General features: G+C 59.0%; 10 protein-coding genes. 3 read left to right on the top strand and 7 right to left on the bottom strand.

What is annotated here, in order from left to right:
* The first annotated feature begins 67 nt into the window (after positions 1-67).
* Positions 68-1,525 carry a phospholipase D-like domain-containing protein gene (locus ABD982_RS09490; protein WP_345446874.1) on the top strand — a complete coding sequence of 486 codons (1,458 nt, stop codon included), beginning with the start codon at positions 68-70 and terminating at the stop codon, positions 1,523-1,525.
* Between the two features lie 107 nt (positions 1,526-1,632).
* The gene (locus ABD982_RS09485; protein WP_345446871.1) at positions 1,633-2,616 is read left to right on the top strand and encodes a TPM domain-containing protein; all 984 of its coding nucleotides are present in this window, start codon (positions 1,633-1,635) and stop codon (positions 2,614-2,616) included.
* 344 nt (positions 2,617-2,960) lie between these two features.
* Here the strand turns inward: ABD982_RS09485 and pdxT are convergent, their stop codons facing one another.
* The 5 genes from pdxT to ABD982_RS09460 all read right to left on the bottom strand — a co-directional run bounded on the left by pdxT (position 2,961) and on the right by ABD982_RS09460 (position 13,375).
* Positions 2,961-3,557 carry a pyridoxal 5'-phosphate synthase glutaminase subunit PdxT gene (gene pdxT / locus ABD982_RS09480; protein ID WP_345446868.1) on the bottom strand — a complete coding sequence of 199 codons (597 nt, stop codon included), beginning with the start codon at positions 3,555-3,557 and terminating at the stop codon, positions 2,961-2,963.
* A 170-nt stretch (positions 3,558-3,727) separates the two neighbouring features.
* Positions 3,728-4,639 carry a pyridoxal 5'-phosphate synthase lyase subunit PdxS gene (pdxS, locus tag ABD982_RS09475; protein ID WP_345446865.1) on the bottom strand — a complete coding sequence of 304 codons (912 nt, stop codon included), beginning with the start codon at positions 4,637-4,639 and terminating at the stop codon, positions 3,728-3,730.
* Positions 4,640-4,776: 137 nt separating this feature from the next.
* Complete coding sequence (locus tag ABD982_RS09470; RefSeq protein ID WP_345446861.1) at positions 4,777-9,069, bottom strand: type VII secretion EssC family protein; 4,293 nt, start codon at positions 9,067-9,069, stop codon at positions 4,777-4,779.
* A 37-nt stretch (positions 9,070-9,106) separates the two neighbouring features.
* Positions 9,107-10,369 carry an ABC transporter substrate-binding protein gene (locus tag ABD982_RS09465; protein ID WP_345446860.1) on the bottom strand — a complete coding sequence of 421 codons (1,263 nt, stop codon included), beginning with the start codon at positions 10,367-10,369 and terminating at the stop codon, positions 9,107-9,109.
* A gap of 3 nt (positions 10,370-10,372) precedes the next feature.
* Positions 10,373-13,375 carry a hypothetical protein gene (locus ABD982_RS09460; RefSeq protein ID WP_345446857.1) on the bottom strand — a complete coding sequence of 1,001 codons (3,003 nt, stop codon included), beginning with the start codon at positions 13,373-13,375 and terminating at the stop codon, positions 10,373-10,375.
* A gap of 159 nt (positions 13,376-13,534) precedes the next feature.
* Between ABD982_RS09460 and ABD982_RS09455 the strand changes: the two genes are divergently transcribed.
* On the top strand, positions 13,535-15,484 hold the full coding sequence (locus ABD982_RS09455; protein ID WP_345446854.1) for a serine/threonine-protein kinase: 1,950 nt from the start codon (positions 13,535-13,537) through the stop codon (positions 15,482-15,484).
* 69 nt (positions 15,485-15,553) lie between these two features.
* Here ABD982_RS09455 and ABD982_RS09450 read toward each other — a convergent pair whose 3' ends face one another.
* Both ABD982_RS09450 and ABD982_RS09445 read right to left on the bottom strand, forming a co-directional pair.
* Entirely contained in the window at positions 15,554-15,940 is a 387-nt protein-coding gene (locus tag ABD982_RS09450) for a hypothetical protein (protein WP_237225351.1), read from the bottom strand.
* A 61-nt stretch (positions 15,941-16,001) separates the two neighbouring features.
* Positions 16,002-16,380 (bottom strand): hypothetical protein (locus ABD982_RS09445; protein ID WP_345446846.1); only part of this gene is annotated, 379 nt, incomplete at its 5' end.

Raw genomic sequence — 16,380 nt, 5'->3', positions numbered from 1 at the left:
ACCCCCAGGGCACAGTCAAGGAAATATAGAGTGCACAAAATCAAGAGTTAATCGATAGATTGGGTTTATGCACCCTATCGTCAAGCTCACAACAGCCACACTTCTTGCTGCCCCAGTACTGGTGGGGGTCGCTGCCGCCCGCCGTGCCCTGCCCGCCGGTCTGAATGTCAGTGGGCGCGTCCACACGGGGCAGGTGCGCCTTCTGGTTGACCTCACCTACCGAGCTGATGGGCAAAGTATCTCTGACCAGCAGATTTTTGACGCCGTGGAGCAGCTCATTGACCGAGCCGAGCGCTTCCTGGTGCTGGACATGTTCCTCTTCAACGCCGATTACAGCCAGCCTGCCGGCACCTACCCCGCTCTAGCCCAGCGGCTGACCGACGCCCTCCTGGCTAAGCGAGCGGACGCGCCAAATGTTGCGATAGTGCTTATCACCGACCCCATGAACACTTTCTACGGCAGCACGCCCCAGCCCCATTTTGAGGCTCTGCGTACCGCCGGGGTGCAGGTGATGGAAACTAACCTTGAGCCGCTGCGCGACTCTCACCCCCTCTACTCCAGCTTCTACCGCACCTATCTGCGGCACTTGCCGGAGCTGCCCGGCGTTCTACCTAATCCACTCGCTCCTTCTGCTCCCAAGGTGAGCCTGGGCTCTTACCTGCGCCTGCTGAATTTTAAGGCAAATCACCGCAAGGTGGCTATCAACGAGTACGAAGCGGTGGTCAGCTCAGCTAACCCGCACGATGCTTCTGCCCCTAACAACAACCTGGGGTTCTGGGGCACCGGACCGGTGCTAGCTGATCTAGTGGCAAGTGAAGCTGCGGTGTATCGGCTCTCTGGCGGAGATCCTGCGGTCTTTGAGCGTTTCGCCTCTTGGCTGGCACTCGATTCTGAGACAGGTGAGGACGCCGCCGCGGCAGGCAGCGCGCAGGTTCAGCTGGTGACTGAGACAGGTATTCGTGATGCTGCCTTAAAGATGCTGGCGGGCGCCGGTTGCGGTGACCGGGTTCTCCTGGGGATGTTCTACCTTTCTGAACGCAGTATTATCTCTGCCCTCAAGGGTGCTGCTGCCCGCGGTGCGCAGGTGCAGGTCATTTTGGACCAGAACATCGACGCCTTTGGGCGTAGGAAAACCGGGTTACCGGGTAAGCCGGTGGCAGCTGAACTGGTGAAGGCCGAGGTAGAGGTGCGCTGGTACGAGACCCACGGCGAGCAGTTCCACCCCAAGTACCTGGCAGTTTTCACCCCGGGACAGTGCCAGATCCTTGCCGGGTCGGGGAACTTTACCCGCCGCAACGTGAGCGGCTTTAATCTGGAAACTAGTCTGCGTGTACAGGTGCCAGAAAGCTCTCCCCTTGCCGAGGAGTTCGCGGCTATGTGGCAGGTGATCTGGACCAATGACGCCGGTGCACCCGCCCTCTTTACTGTTGACTATGCGGTGCACCCGGCGTCTACCGGGTTACGCGGCGTCCTGCAGAATTTTGCCTACCGCGCCCAGGAGGCAAGTGGCGTCAGCACTTTCTAGGGCGCACCTACCCCTCTAATATCCTCCGCTCGGTGGAGGTAGGGAGTCTACTGCTTGAGTAAGGTGGATATAACAGCTTGCCAATAACGGCTAGAAAGGTGGAAGCCATGACCGCTCGTAAACCCGCCCTGCTTCTGCTGGCTACCGCCGGTGCCCTGGCACTGGGGCTCCCTGCCCAGGGGCAGGAACTGCCCGCCCCTCCACCCAACGGCAACGTACTTGATAGCGCCGAACTGCTGACTGACGGCGAAGAAACCGAGCTGAGCGCGCTCATCGACCGCAAAAACTCTGGCACGGGCGCTGCCCGGGTGGTCGTGCATACCACCGACAGCGCCCCTGGCGGCATTTCTGACTACGCCACCGCTCTGGGCGACGCCTGGGGTGTAGGGGACGCGGGTGAAGACAACGGCGTGGTGGTAGTAGTTGATATGGGTGGGCGGGAAATCTATATTGCTGTAGCAGACGGTGCCGGTGAGCAGATTAGCGACAGTGAAGCTCAGGACGTTGCCGGTAAGGTTCTAAGCCCCGCCCTTGCTGACGAAAACTATGCCGCTGGGCTCACCGATACTGTCACTGAGCTCTACCTGCTGGCTGACGGCGAAGGTAGCGCTTATGACGAGGGTGAAGGTACACCCAGCTATATCGGCTGGGTCGTGGCCGGCATACTGGCCCTTCTTGGCGCCGTCACGGGCACCTGGGTCTGGCTGGATTACCGCAAGGTAGCCCGCAAAGCCAAAGAAGAGATGCGGCGCCACCAGGAGGAAAACCCTGGCTTGGAAATCTCCGACGAGATGCGTGCCTCCTACATCAAGTACCGCTACGCTAACCGCAAGCCACCTGCTGAGAGTACTGAAGAGCAAGACGAAAAACTGCGTAAGGAAGAGGAGGAAAACGGGAAAAAGTACACCCGCTATGCCGGTACCTTTAATAGCTGGTTGCCGCTCTATATGGTAGCTCCTCTGCTCTATTCAGGTAGTAACGTCACGCCCAGTAGCGGTAGTGATGACACCGGTGGTAGCGGGTTTAGCTCCGGTTCATCCTTTGGGGGCGGCGGTGGCTTCAGCGGCGGTGGCGGCGGGTCTAGCTTCTAGAGCAGAATGCTACATTAGACCATCGCCAGTGGTAGCCGAACTCATCCAGGATACTCTGTGAAGTAAATACCTGATTGATAGCATCGACAGCATCATTAGCAGGGCATGAGCACCCGGCCCCGCAGTGGTTTGCTGAGAAGTAAGTTGGCATCTCTTGCTACCTTATAAACATCGTCGCTCATAGAAGAGAGCGTATCTTCCATGAGCGACGAGGTTTATTCATAACGGTTGTATTTACTTATTCAGTGCCAGTAAAACCCCAGAGCGAGTTCCAGCTCGCGCAGTTCATTAACGTTAAGTGAAATAAGTGCAACAACTTTCTTATGTTGCACGTACGGCACTGTTTAGGTCAAACTCAGCAGGTGCCGGTGCACCGTGGTGTCGCCGGTCAGCTCGGGGTGGAAAGAAATGCCGATGATTTTGCCCTGCTGAACACCCACAATTTCTCCGCGGTAGCGGGCCAACACGTCCACCCCAGCGCTCACCTCTACCATCAGCGGGGCGCGAATAAAGGCCGCACGGACGCCCACCTGGTTCCCCTGGTTACCCCAGTCAAGAGTGGTTTCGGCAGAATTGACCTGCGGGCCAAAAGCATTGCGTCGAACCGTCACGCCCATGCACCCAAGGGTTTGCTGGCCTGCTACCGGGTCTTCCACCCGGTCAGCCAGCATAATGAGCCCGGCGCAGGTGCCCAGAGTGGGTAATCCGCCGTTTATGGCGTCCATCAGGGGCTGACGCAGCCCAAAGAGACGGGTGAGACGGTTAAGAACGGTGGATTCGCCGCCGGGTAGAACCAGGGCGTCCAGACCCTCTATCTGCTCAGGCTTTTTAACTAACCGAACCTGCGCTCCCAGACTTTCCAAGAGGGTTGCGTGCTCGGCAACTCCACCCTGCAGGGCTAGGATCCCTACGGTTTTACCGGTTCCGGGTAGGTGGCTCATAGGCGCCTTCCTCTTGTAATTACAAAAAGTTGGGGAAACATGATTCCGGGTTTTTTACGGGTGGACGCAGGCGGTGGTGTGCCGATGACCTGGCTCGGGGCTAGCGTTCAAGGGTGCTCACCGGCAAACCGCCGCTCGTGTCTTACTGAGATGCCGAGAACTTTTGCCGGTTACCAGCCGCGCTCTGCCAGGCGGTGGGGCGCAGGCAGGTCGGAAACATTGATGCCCACCATTGCTTCGCCCAAACCGCGGGAGGCTTCAGCCACCACAGCAGGCTCATCGTAGAAAGCGGTTGCCTTGACGATTGCTTTGGCACGCGCCTCGGGGTTGCCGGACTTGAAAATACCGGAACCCACAAAGACGCCGTCAGCGCCCAGCTGCATCATCATGGCAGCGTCCGCGGGAGTAGCGACGCCACCAGCGGTAAAGAGCACCACGGGCAGTTGGCCGGTGCGCGCTACTTCTTGAACCAGCTGGTAGGGAGCGGCCAGCTCTTTAGCCTTGACGTAGAGCAGGTCTGGCGCGGTAGTGTGCAGAGCCTGCAGCTCGGCGATCTGGGTTTTGATGGTGCGGATGTGCTTGGTGGCTTCTGAAACGTCGCCGGTGCCAGCTTCGCCCTTGGAGCGGATCATGGCGGCACCCTCGGTAATGCGGCGCAGGGCTTCGCCCAGGTTGGTAGCGCCGCAGACAAAGGGCACGGTGAAGCCCTGCTTGTCGATGTGGTTGACGTAGTCAGCAGGTGAGAGCACCTCAGATTCGTCGATGTAGTCCACACCCAGGTGCTGCAGGATTTGGGCTTCAACAAAGTGGCCGATGCGGGCTTTAGCCATGACGGGGATGGAGACGGCATCGATGATGCCCTCAATCATGTCGGGGTCACTCATGCGTGCGACACCGCCCTGGGCACGTATGTCTGCAGGCACTCGTTCTAGTGCCATGACGGCGACGGCGCCTGCGTCCTCAGCGATTTTTGCTTGTTCGGGGGTGACGACGTCCATGATGACGCCGCCTTTGAGCATGTCAGCTAGCCCGGTCTTGAGCAGGGGTGAGCCGGTGGTTTCGGTGGTCTGGTTTTCAGTCATGGGTTCTACTGTGCCCCAGATAACTGGTCTAAAAATAGTGCCAGTTTTGACAAAAGTTTTTAGACCACCTGTTAAGTTTGTTCCCACTCTTGCTTAGTGTCCACCAGTTCACTGGTGTTATGCCGCGAGACTTAAATCTAAGGGCTGACTGCCTGGATGAGCTGGACGGCTCCGTTAGAGATAGCGTAGCCACGGCCCTGGGTAATCTCAACGGGTGCCTTGCGCGGTAGGCGTGCGCCAAAGAGGTCGCCGTCAAGGTCGACGTTAGGCTGCAGGAGCACTCCGCATTTTGCTTTGCGCAGGGTTTTGGTCCAGTGGCTATAGAGCGTGCGTAGCTCGTCTGACCTGCCGGCAGCGATAATGCAGAGGCCCGGCAGGGGCTGATCTAGCAGGCTGCTAATTGACTTATCGCCATCAGCAAAGCCGTCGGCGTCATCAATGAGCAGCACAGAAGGGCCGGTAGATAGACGGAGCTGGGCTACTAGTGCCGGGATTTCGTCATCGCCCACGGCACAGTGCTCGAAGCCTTCTTGGGCTAGGGGGGAGCGGCGGGAGCAGATGGCCCAGATACTGGGCTGCTGGCCACCGTCTGCCGTATGGGCTTGTTCTAGGACGTTACGAAGGGCCAGCAGGAGGGTGGACTTGCCAGAGCGGGCAGGCCCGGCAATTAGAATATGCTCACCCTGGTATGTTTCCAAGTAAACAGGTAGAAGGTTCTGCTCACCTAGTCCCACAGGTAGACGCCAGGGTTCACCTGAAACATCAGCATGAGCACCCAGCTCTGCCACCTTAACCTCGGTGGGTAGTTGGCCAATTACCTCGGGTTTAGGCTCAGCGGTAGGCCAGATAGCCTGGACCTTTCCTACCGCTTCAGCCAGGGAGGTATCGGGAGTTGCCACGTGCATTTGCAGCAGGTGCTCGACGCTCACGCATCGGCCTGCGATGGGCGCAGGGACGGTCTTGCCCTTGACGCCCTGGCCTGAGTAGTCGTAGGCATCGGCCAGGCGGTAGAGCCACTTTTGGGTGGTGACTTCATCCATAGCGGTGGGTATAGCTTTGATACGCGGGGTGGCGATGGCAAAGTGCATGCCCAGGGACGGGCCCTCGGCGTAGGCGCGGTAGAGCAGGTTGAGCAGAGTTTGCCCGTCGTAGTCGTCAAATTCATCGCGCAGGCTTGCCAGACCGTCAATGAGAATGAGCAGGGGTTTTTCGGGGGCTGAACTGGCGCGGCGGCGTTCTAGCTCTGCCTGCAGGAACCGCAAAAACCTGACGCGCTGTTCTTTAGCGCGCCCACCGTGCCCCACGTAGGCAATGGTGTGAGGCAGCATCTGTAGATCTTTGAGGCCGCCTGCGCCAACGTCCAGCACCATGATGTCTACTTCTGCAGGGGAACGATGGCGGGCTGCGGTGAGAGCCAGGGACGCCAGGGTGGTGGTCGTGCCGCTGCCGGGAATGCCAACCAGCATGAGGTTACCCTTGCCCAGATCCCAGCCTGTGGAGATTTGACGTTGCAGGTGGGGCTGATCGGCTAGTGCAAAGTGCAGGTGCTTGCCGTCAAAAGAGCCAACCGGCTGCTGGGTTTTACCCAGATCGGTGACGATGGGTTCTGAGAAACCGTCTAGGGCTACGCGCTTGCCCAGGGCTTCGGGCCAGACCTGGCGGGGTTCTACCAGCCCCAGCTCCTGGTGGGCTTGACAGATGGCGGTAATCAGTAGGTCTAGGTCGTTTTCATCCGAGATAATTTTTGGTTTATCGACCAGGGATTTCTGGGGCACCCCAAAGATGCTGCTGTCTCTCAGCTCTAGCTGTGTGGCACCTTCGACCGGAGTTTGACCGGTAACCAAGGCAGTCTGAACTGCCGAGATGTCCTCTTGGCCCAGTTTCACGTAAGCGCGGCCCATCTGGGTGCGTTCAATGGCCGATGCGTCGGGCACGCCGATAACGTTAGAGGAGTCCTCTTTACTCTGCACGCGCAGGGCCACGCGCAGGTTGGTGTTGGCGAGAATGTCATCATTGACCACACCGGCTGGACGCTGGGTCGCCAGGATCATGTGCACACCCAGGGTTCGGCCCACTGCTGCCACGTTGACCAGGGACTGCAGCACGTCGGGGAAGTCCTTGGCCAGCATAGCGAACTCGTCGATGACCAGCAGGATGCGGGGCATAGGCTCGGGCGGGTTGGTGGCCATATAGTCTTTGATGTTATCGACGCCTTCACCCGCCTGGGAGAAGAGCACCTGGCGGCGGTGCATTTCGGCGTCCAGAGCCCGCAGGGCTCGGTCGGCGAGCTGTTCGTCCAGGTTGCTGATGGTGCCGATGGTGTGCGGTAGTCGTTCGCAGGCTTTGAAGGCGGCACCGCCCTTGAAGTCGATGAGAATGAAGTTGAGCTCATCGGGTGAGTTGCGTGCGGCGAGACCTGCCACGAAGGTGCGCAGGAATTCGCTTTTGCCGGAGCCGGTGGTGCCACCGACCAGGCCGTGGGGGCCATCGCGCACAATATCGAGCACTACCTGACCGTCGTCGCCAATGCCGATGGGGGCTGAGACCCCGCTCTTTTCTTTCCACAGTTTTTGCACTTTTTGGGCGGTTGCTGGGGTTAGGTCAAAGAGCTCTGGGGCGCGTACCAGGCGGGGCAGGGCAGCGCCGGGGATGACCAGTTCGGGGTCATCGAAGTGGGCGAGCTGCATGGCGGCTGTCTCTGTCTGCTCGAGCCCCAGCCCGGCGAGCACCACATCTTTGATGAGGGTGCGGGTTTCGGGTTCGAAGATTTCGGCGTCGGCGTCCTCTCGTACGCGCACGATGCTGGTACAGGAGGCAGGCAGCTGTTCTTCGGAGCTGGCGATTACGATGCCAGAGACTGTGCGTGGCTCCTGCTGGTTCCCAAAGCCCAGGGACCGGCCAGTGGTTTCTCTGCCGTATCCCAGGAGGTCACGGGCCGGGGCGTCGCGCCCTTCGGTAAGCACCTCGGAGTCCAACACCAGCACCAGAGCTGGGGTGATGAAGTGGTCGATGTTTTGCAGGATGTTGCGCAGCATCTCGGTGCTGGTTTGGCGGCCCGAGGCCATCCAGCGTCCGCCGGTGACGCTGCCTGCTTGGCGTGTGTGGGGTAGCCAGGACGCCCAGCTCCAGTCCTGCTCCTTGCCGTGGTCGCAGAAGAGGGCGAGGGTGAGATCGGCCGGCCCTGCGTGGGTGGCCACTTGTAGGGCCAGGCTGCGGGCTAGGGCCAGGCAGCCTTCTCTTTGGCCAACGATACCCACGACGCCACCCTGGTTGAGGTTGGCCATGAGTGGGGCGCCTTTGAGGGTAAAGGAATCGTAGAGTTCTTTTGTTTCCTCTTCGAGATCCGGGTGGGCGCGTTTGTCGAGTTCGGGGCGCCAGTCCCGGTTGCCGGTTCCCACCCTGGTGAGCAGAAAGTCGGCGGAGTCTGCTCGGCGTTGCCAGAGCTGGGTTGAGGGTAGGGCGCTGCGGCGCAGCACGGGGGCGTTATCGGGGGTTAGTTCTTCTCTGCGGGCACGTTCTGTCTCTGCGGCTTCTTCAAGGTCGCGCTCAAAGTCTGCCAGGGCGCCGGCAAACCGTTCTTCTTCTGCGGCCAGCTGTTTCTTGTAGCGGTGTTTACCTTCAAACCAGGTGCCGATGAGCACGAGCGGGCTGAGCAGGGCAAAGACCGCGAATCTGAGGTTACCCATGATGGTGACCATGGCAGCTGCCATGACTAGGGGAGCTAGCACCACTGCCAGGTTAAATCTGGAGTTTTCTGTGACCGGTTCTCGTTTGGGGGGAGTGACGTAACCGGGGAGCTCTGGCAGGGCTGGGCGGGGCGGGCGGTTGAAAGGAGCGGTTCTAGCGGGTGTGAGGTTGTGTAGGCGCCCGGGGGCAGGTGCTGTGAACTCGGTGAGGTGGGGCTGGAAAAACAGCGTGGAGCCGCCGGCTTGTACCTCTGCCGGTTCGGTAATGGTCACCGGGCTACCCGCTTCAAGCTTTTCACTCTGCAGGTAGGTCCCGTTGGTGGAGCCGCTGTCCTGGATCTCTAGCCCGTCGGGGGTAAGGGTGGCGGTGAAATGCTCCCAGGAGGCGCTACTGGTCGGCAGCACGATGTCCGCTTGCTCTGACCGGCCAAAGACCATGGGGCGGGTGCGGGTGACCGGTTTGATCTCGCCTGTTTCTAACCCGGCACTGACGCTCACCACCCACCCCGGAAGAGTAGTGGTTTCAGGTAGGGGGGAACGCGCGATGCGCGAGCCTTCTAGCAGGGGCAGTTTCTCTAGCGTATCTTCTGCCTGTGCGAGGTGAGCGTCGATATAGACCTGCTCATTTTCGCCCAGCCGTGGCCCTCCTACGGCTTCAATCAGCTCGCCGAGCGTGGTGCTACCGCGCCAGCTATCAACATGAACTGAGCGGTGCAGAGAATCAATGCTTATGTGAATGCGCATAGGAAGCCCTTTGGCTGTGGGAGGGGCAGGGAGGTGGTTAGGAGGCTGCGAACCAGACGATATGCGCCGATTCATCCCTAGGTGACGTGCGAATGGTGACATCCTCCAGCGTGGCGGAGAGCAGGGCCGGTGAGCCTGCCACTGCGTGCGGCTGGGAGAAATCAAGACCAGCGGCGGTGATGCCATCGGACGGGGAGAGGGTTAGCGTTCCCAGCTCCTTTTTGATATCTTTGGGTTTCGCCGAAGGTGCCTTTTCGGTTGCTCGTACCAGGGCTACAACCGCGTCGTGGCTTCTGGCGTCTGCGCTAGCTGCGACGTCACTAAACGGCTGTTCGCCCACCGGCCCGTGGGCATCGGGGGAGTCACCCAGCATCTTGACCATTTGCAGGTAGGCAGACATGGAACGGCCCTGACCGTCGGCTTGCAGGGCTACCGAATCGCCGGTGTTAAACCCTACGGTCATAGCGTTGATGACGGTGGAGGGGTTGTCCCGGGTGAAGGTTTCGCTGAAGGCGGGGCTGGTGGCTTCGTTGCCGAGCACGATGCTGGCCTGGGTGCCTGCCTCTTGCAGGGCGCGGGTCAGTCGGGCCTGTGTGTAGGAATCTGCGTTGATGAAGATAGCTGCACCGGCCTTACCATCAGAGATACGGCGGGCGATATCTTGGGCAGTCTTATCGAGATCGCTAGAACTGTTGACCGTTACGGTTTCTTCTGCCCGCACCTCTGGCCCGGGGAAGCTTTCCTGATCAATACGAACCACGCGGGGGGTGCCGCTGTAGTGGCTTTCGAGCAGGCTGGTGACGTCGCTGGGTGAAGGCGTCAGTGACCAGGCTCCGCCTACCGCGTCGGTGTAGGGGAGGATGACGGGGATCCCGCGTTCTTCGGCAGCCTTAACTGCCTCTTCTACGTGGTTGCCGCGGGAAGCGATGACGATCCCTGACACGTTCTGCTGTGCCAGAACCTCCACTGCCCGCGCAGCGCCTGCTGAGGTGCCTCGGTCATCCTCGGTGATAAGGGTCAGGTTGGCACCAGAACGGTTGAAACGTTCAATAGCTACCTGCGCTCCTGCCGCAGCTTGGTTCCATTCAGAGCCCTGCGCACCTTCGTTACCTACCGTGAGAATCAGGCCGATGGAGGAGCTACGGGCTTGCTCTGAGGCAGTGAGTTCTACGGGCACGGTGACTGCCACCGCGGCGTCCTTTTCTTGGCCCTGGTACTTCACGATCGCTGCGACAACCAGCCCCACAATCAGCAGGATCAGGGCGAGTGGTACACCGATATTGAGGATTTTATTCTTCATCGGTTACTGCTCACCACCGATGGTGAAGGTGTAGATGGTCTTGACGGTGGCACCTGAGGACGCTGAAAGGTGGAAGGCAGGCAGAGCAGAGAGCTTGCGCAGGGAGGCGTTGTACTGCTCCTGTTTGAGGCGGATCGCACCCATATCCTCTTCGCGGATTGTGGCGTACTTTTCTGCATTCTGGGTAGCCAGTGAGAGCTGGTAGTCGGCGTTACCCGCACTACCCGCGTTATTTTGCAGGGAGCCAAGCAGGCCGGAGCCGTTGACTGAGGTGTCACCCACGTCCAGCATGAGTTTTTGCAGCTCGCCGGTGAGGGTTGCTGAGGCGCCGGCGACGTCCTGGGTGGCGGAGTCGTGGCTTTGCTGGATGCGCTCCAGGGAGGACTTAGTGCGGGCATCGGCTTCTTCTACCTGGCGCTGGGCGGCGGCGTTGAGCTTATCGCCCTGCTCTTTCAGCAGCACTTCGGTGCCGGTTGAGATGCTCTCTGAGGTGCCGGTGAGGTTGGTGACCTGCTGGGAGAAGAGGTCGGTAATAGTCAGCTCACTGTCCGTGCGCTGCTGGGAGACGTTACGTGCCTGGGTGGCGAGGATGCTGCTGATCTCTTCAACATTTTCAGCCGGCGCAGCTTCGATGATCTCAGCTAGAGCGTCGTTGAGTTTCTGCTGCTGGGCTGAGAGATCATCGAGGCTGGTGGAGAGGCTATCAAAGCTGGCGTGAAGCCCGGGCATGGCATCTTTAACGGCCTGGACGCTGGTGTCGGGCTCAACCGGGGTTTCGGGGCTGGGCTCGGCGGTAGGTTCCTGGGTGGGTTCAGGTGCCGCGGTGGGTTCCTGCGGTTCGGGGGTTGCTGAGGGCGATGCCGAGGGGCTGGGCGCAGGTGACGCGGCTTGCTCTAGCAGGGTGCGCATGGCGGCAGTTTTTTCGCTGACCTGGGTGAGGTCTTCCTTTATAGCAGCGATTTTCTGGGTGGTCTCTGACTCTTCACCCGTCACGTCACTTGCGGTGAACACGCTGTTCCAGAGTTCTACCTGGTGGGTTAGACGCTGGCTCAGTGGCTGCTGGTAGTTCTCCGGGGTGGGGAGCTTTTCGTCGCTGGCGGGTTCAGCGATATCAGCGCAGGGGGTATCGGTTAGGTAGCCGCGCAGTCTCTCGACTTCCTCAGCGGGCAGTTTGCCTGCCTGTGCGGTGCCACCGTCTGAAAGCTGGCAGAGCTGGTCAGCAAGTTCCTGGTTCTGGGTGAGTATTGAACCGGTCTCGTCGGTGTCAACGTTGAGTTCAGCCAGGGCCTCCTGAGCGGTGGTGTTGATGCTGCCTAGCAACTCTTCAAGGTCAGCGATGTGATCGTTTGAAGCTTCGGTGTGCTGGTCAATGGCGTCCAGGCTGGCTAGTAGTTCTTGGGTAGGCAGGGGAGACGGCTGTGGGGTAGCTGTGGGGCTGACGCTGGGAGTAGGGCTGGGCTCGGTGCTGGGTGTAGCACTGGGGGTAGGTGAAGCTGATTCGGTGGGGGCGGGGGCTACGGGCTGCTGTAGCGCATCAACCTGCTGCTGCAGGGTATCGAGGGCAGCGCTGGCGCTCTGGTAGTTACCCAGAACCTCGCTGAGTGCACCGGGGTTCAGCTGTTCAATGAGCTGGTTGGTCTGCTGAGCGGACTGCAGCAGGCTGGCGGTGAGCACGACCTGGGAGTTAAAAACTGAGCAGGAGGCTGAGACTGAGTCCCTGCAGGTCTCCGGGGTGGGGTTTTCGGGGCCTAGCACGGTGTTGACGACCTCCACCACCTGGTCGCGACAGTCGATGTTGGCTTCGCTGTAGGCACCCAGGACGTTAGAGAGCTGCACCATGTTGGAGTAAACGGTGGAGCCGTTGGCGGGCTGGGCGATGTTGACTTCGCAAGTGCCGGCGTCAAAGACGGGGGCGGGAACATCGTCGCCTTCTTGACCAAAGAAGTTCTGCAGGGATTCAACGGTTTGTTGCATCTGGGCGACGAGTTCGTCTTGGGAGCCCTGGGCGCTTTCGTCCAGGTTAGTGCGCAGGCCTGAGAGCTTTTCTTGCAGGTCAGATAGCTGCCCGGTGAGCTGCTCTGAGCTCTGCTGCAGCTCTTGCACGGTGGAGGACTTGAGGGATTCTGAGGTGGTGTTGAGGTTATCGCGGATGTCCGAGATGGTGCTACCGGCGTCGGCAAGCGCCTGGTTGGCTTCAGCGACTACTTCAACGGTCTGCTGCATGAGTTCCATGGTGGAGTCTTGATTAGCACTGAATGCTGAGCTGACGGCTCCTGAGGAGGTCAGGTCATTGGTGAGACCCGGGTGCACGGCGATATTGAACTCGGGGACTTTCAGGTCTTCTGCCTGCAGGTTCACAGTGAAGGTGCTGCTGGCGCTGGTGCTGGGCCCTGCCAGGATTTTTGCCCACTGCAGGGAGGCGTCACCGTTCTCCTTGGTGCTGATAATGCCGTTGGTAGTTCCGTTGCCCACGGTGGCTTCTGAGAGGATGCTCTGCGGCTTGACGCCTTCGAAGGTGGTGGACGCAGCAACGGATAGGGGTGCCCCGACCAGGGTGCTCTTGGTTTTCTGGGTGCCCGCGACATCGTAGGTGAGATCCTCGGGCTGCACGGTGAGATTCTCCACGGTGATGTCGATGCTGACATCACCGGTGTAACCGTCTAGGTCGTTGAGGTCGTTACCGGAGCCGTGATCGGTGGTGTAGCGGGTGGTGATGCGCACGGGCAGGTCGTTGACGGCGTCCCGCAGGGCGTAGGTCTGCTCTTCGCTGGAGGACTTGCCACTGAAGGCGTCAAAGGAGACCACGGTGGAGCTGATGTCTGAGATTTCTGCGGACGAGGTGAGGCCCACGTTGACGTTTTGTAGCACGTTGGAGGCGTTCATCACGGCAGTGTTGTCTGAGGTGCACCCAGCCAGCATGAAGGTAGCTGCGACGGCCAGCGCCGATGCGGCTTTTATGCGACGTGAAGAAGTACGGCCGTGAGGACTTTTGTTGGTGAAAAGCATGCAGTTTCCGTCTCAGGTGGTGTGTGTGGAGCCGAAAGTAAATACTAGCTTAGAAAAGGTTGTTATCTCTGGGTTTTAGAAGGTATATCATCATCACTCTTGACTGGGGTGAACTACACTGTTGGGAGGTTGTAGATGAGTACTGTTTGAGGAGCTGGCATGGCAGCAACCACCCCTGGGGCACCGCTAGGGGCGTCCTATACCCTGGTGAGTTTGGTGGGTAAAGGTGCCTCTGGCCAGGTGTGGTCCGTGCAGCATGCTCGCCAGAAGGCCCCTTTGGTGGCCAAGATTTTGCACTCTCACTTAGCTGAGGACGCCGCGGTGGTAGAGCGGTTTGTGCGGGAGCGTTCTGTGCTGATGGGTCTTGATCATCGTCATATTGTGACAGTTCATGACTTGGTGGTTGAGGGTAGCACCCTGGCTTTGGTGATGGATTATTACGGTGGTGGGTCGCTGCGCGATGTGCTGGCCCAGCAGGGCACTGTGAGGCCCGCTGTGGCGCTGCGGCTTGTGGCGACCGTGCTGGAAACTCTTGCTTATGCTCATGGGCAGGGCGTGGTGCACCGCGATATTAAGCCCGATAACATCCTCTTCGAGAGTGAGTCGGAGCAGTTGCAGCCAGAGGCTTTGCGGGTCACGGACTTTGGTATCTCATCCATTATTAGGGCTGATCAGACCAATACCACGGGTATTGTGGGCACCCCCTATTATCTGCCGCCGGAGCTTATTCAGAGCGGCACTAGTGGGCCTGCCGCTGATGTGTATTCCACGGGCATTATGCTCTATGAGTTGTTGGCTGGGCGCACGCCTTTTGCGGGGGAGAGCACTGATTTCACGGTGGCGTACCGGCATGTGACCAAGGAGGTGCCGCCGCTTGAGTTGCCTGAGCCGGTCATGCAGGAGCTTCTGTCGATGCTGGATAAGAACCCGGCGCGTAGGTCTCACCCTCTTGACGCTGCAGCTCGCCTGCGCACTTTAGCTGACCGGTTTGAGAAGACGCCGGCTTTGACCCCGGTTCAAGACCCGCAGGCCTTTACCGAGGTGCACCGCCCGCAGACGGTGGTGCGCGGCTTGAGCCCCGCACTGACCTCCGATGATATTCAGCAGGTGCAGGACCCCGACGCCCCGGTGCTTGGCGCGGCGGCGGGTGCAACGATCATTAGGCCCCAGCAGATTGAGCGGCCGGCTTACAAGGTTGAATACCCTGCTGATGATGAGGCTAAGGACGCTAAGGAGCCGCGTTCCAAGGCCCTGTGGCTGGGCGTTTTGGGGGTAGTCCTGCTGTTGGGAACGGGTTTTGGTATCTACTGGGCTGTTACTTCTAGTAGCGGCCCGTCGGAGCCTTTCAGTGCTACGGGCAGCCAGGAGTCACCGCTGCCCACCGGTTTGTCGGTGCGCCGTGAGGCCACCTACAACCCCAGCTCTTCAACTATTGACCTCACGATTACTTACAGTGCCCAGAAAGCGCCGTTGTCAGGGGAGTTTCTGGAGGTTGTGCCGGTAGTGACCGAAGGGGCCTCTTGCCCCAATGTCACGTGGAGCCAGGCTTCTGGCCAGCGTAACCAGCCCATGGTGACGGACATGAATGTTGAGTGCGGCTGGACCTTGCAGGGTATTGATATTAAGCCTAACCAGCAGGTTGAGGTGAAGGGGTCTGTGGCGGCTGAGGTTGCTGATGAGCAGCAGTTGGAGGGCTGGCTTGAGCAGGTGTCAGAGCAGACCCAGCAGGCGATTGCATCTGAGGAGTACAAGAGCACTTCTTACCCGGTGCAGCGGCTGACGGATGTAGTGGTGAAGGTACCTGCTCGTACGGTGGGGCAGAGCGCCCTGCCTATTACACTTTTGCCGGTGTGGCCCAGCGGCGAGGACAGCCTCAATCCGCTCTTTTCGTCGGAGAGCGCTGGTAAGCCGTCGGGCATGTTGCAGGCGGTGGCTGGGGATGAGAACCCGGTGCGGTTCTCGGATGGTTGCGCGGGGCACCTGATGGTGGACGCCAGTGGCCTTAAGGTGACTGCTTTGTCGGTGGCGGATCAGTGCGCGGTGAATGCTCAGGTGGGTAATTTTACTGATCTGCGTAGCAGTAATTTCACGATTAGTACCAGGGATTAAAGCGGGAGTCGGCGCCTAGCCGATGGTGTGGCAGGCGGGATAGGAATGATTAGTTTTCTTGTCCGAGAACTATTCAACAGGAGTCGTCGAAGTAATACCATCCGAGCTTCGCATATCGTTACCCAGTGAAAGCCCCATAACATTAAACTCGAACTTCTTGCCAACATTAGCCGCAAGGAACTCTGCTAATCCAGCCTCATTCATTCCTGCCGGTGTATTCATCTTAGAAACACTTAGATTTCCACACTCCTCAGTTTCTACCAGCACTGAAGTAGTAGGAACAGGACCCCTTGAACCACCACTAGAATTTGATTTAAGCTCCGCTGAAACCACCGTACACACCCGATGCTGGGCACCAGAATTATCAATAAATGATAACAAGACGGCCCCAACAACAATTAAGCCCAAAATAACACCAGTAACAGTACTAGCCAGTGACTTCTTTTTCTTACTCATACAAAAATGCTTTCTTGTGGCTAATTCAGCGACTCAGTCTCAACATTATCAACATGTTTTATCACCGATTAAATGATTTCCCTAAATCTTCAGTAGCCCCCTTTCCCACAGTAGTCAGACCACTATTATTAGCATCTCTTCGGTTCCATTCATCCAGATTAGTAGTCAACGCGTAGCTCCCCGCACCCACCACATAATCCTTCACCCGGTCAACCCCATAATCCGCCACAGCATTACCTGTCTTCGGCACCACCGGCTTCAAACCACCCATCAAACTACCACCACCAGTAGCCCCAGCCATACCCCCAACCCCCCAATCCTCACGCACACTAAAACTACCAGTCTCCGGCATCGTATAAGTCAACCCATTGGACACCCCACCAGCAGCAGAACCATTCACACCCTTACCCAACCAGGTCTCACCAAACCTCGCAGCATCC

This window comes from Rothia endophytica (assembly GCF_039543885.1).
GTDB lineage: Bacteria > Actinomycetota > Actinomycetes > Actinomycetales > Micrococcaceae > Rothia > Rothia endophytica.
This window is presented reverse-complemented; position numbering and strand designations above follow the sequence as displayed.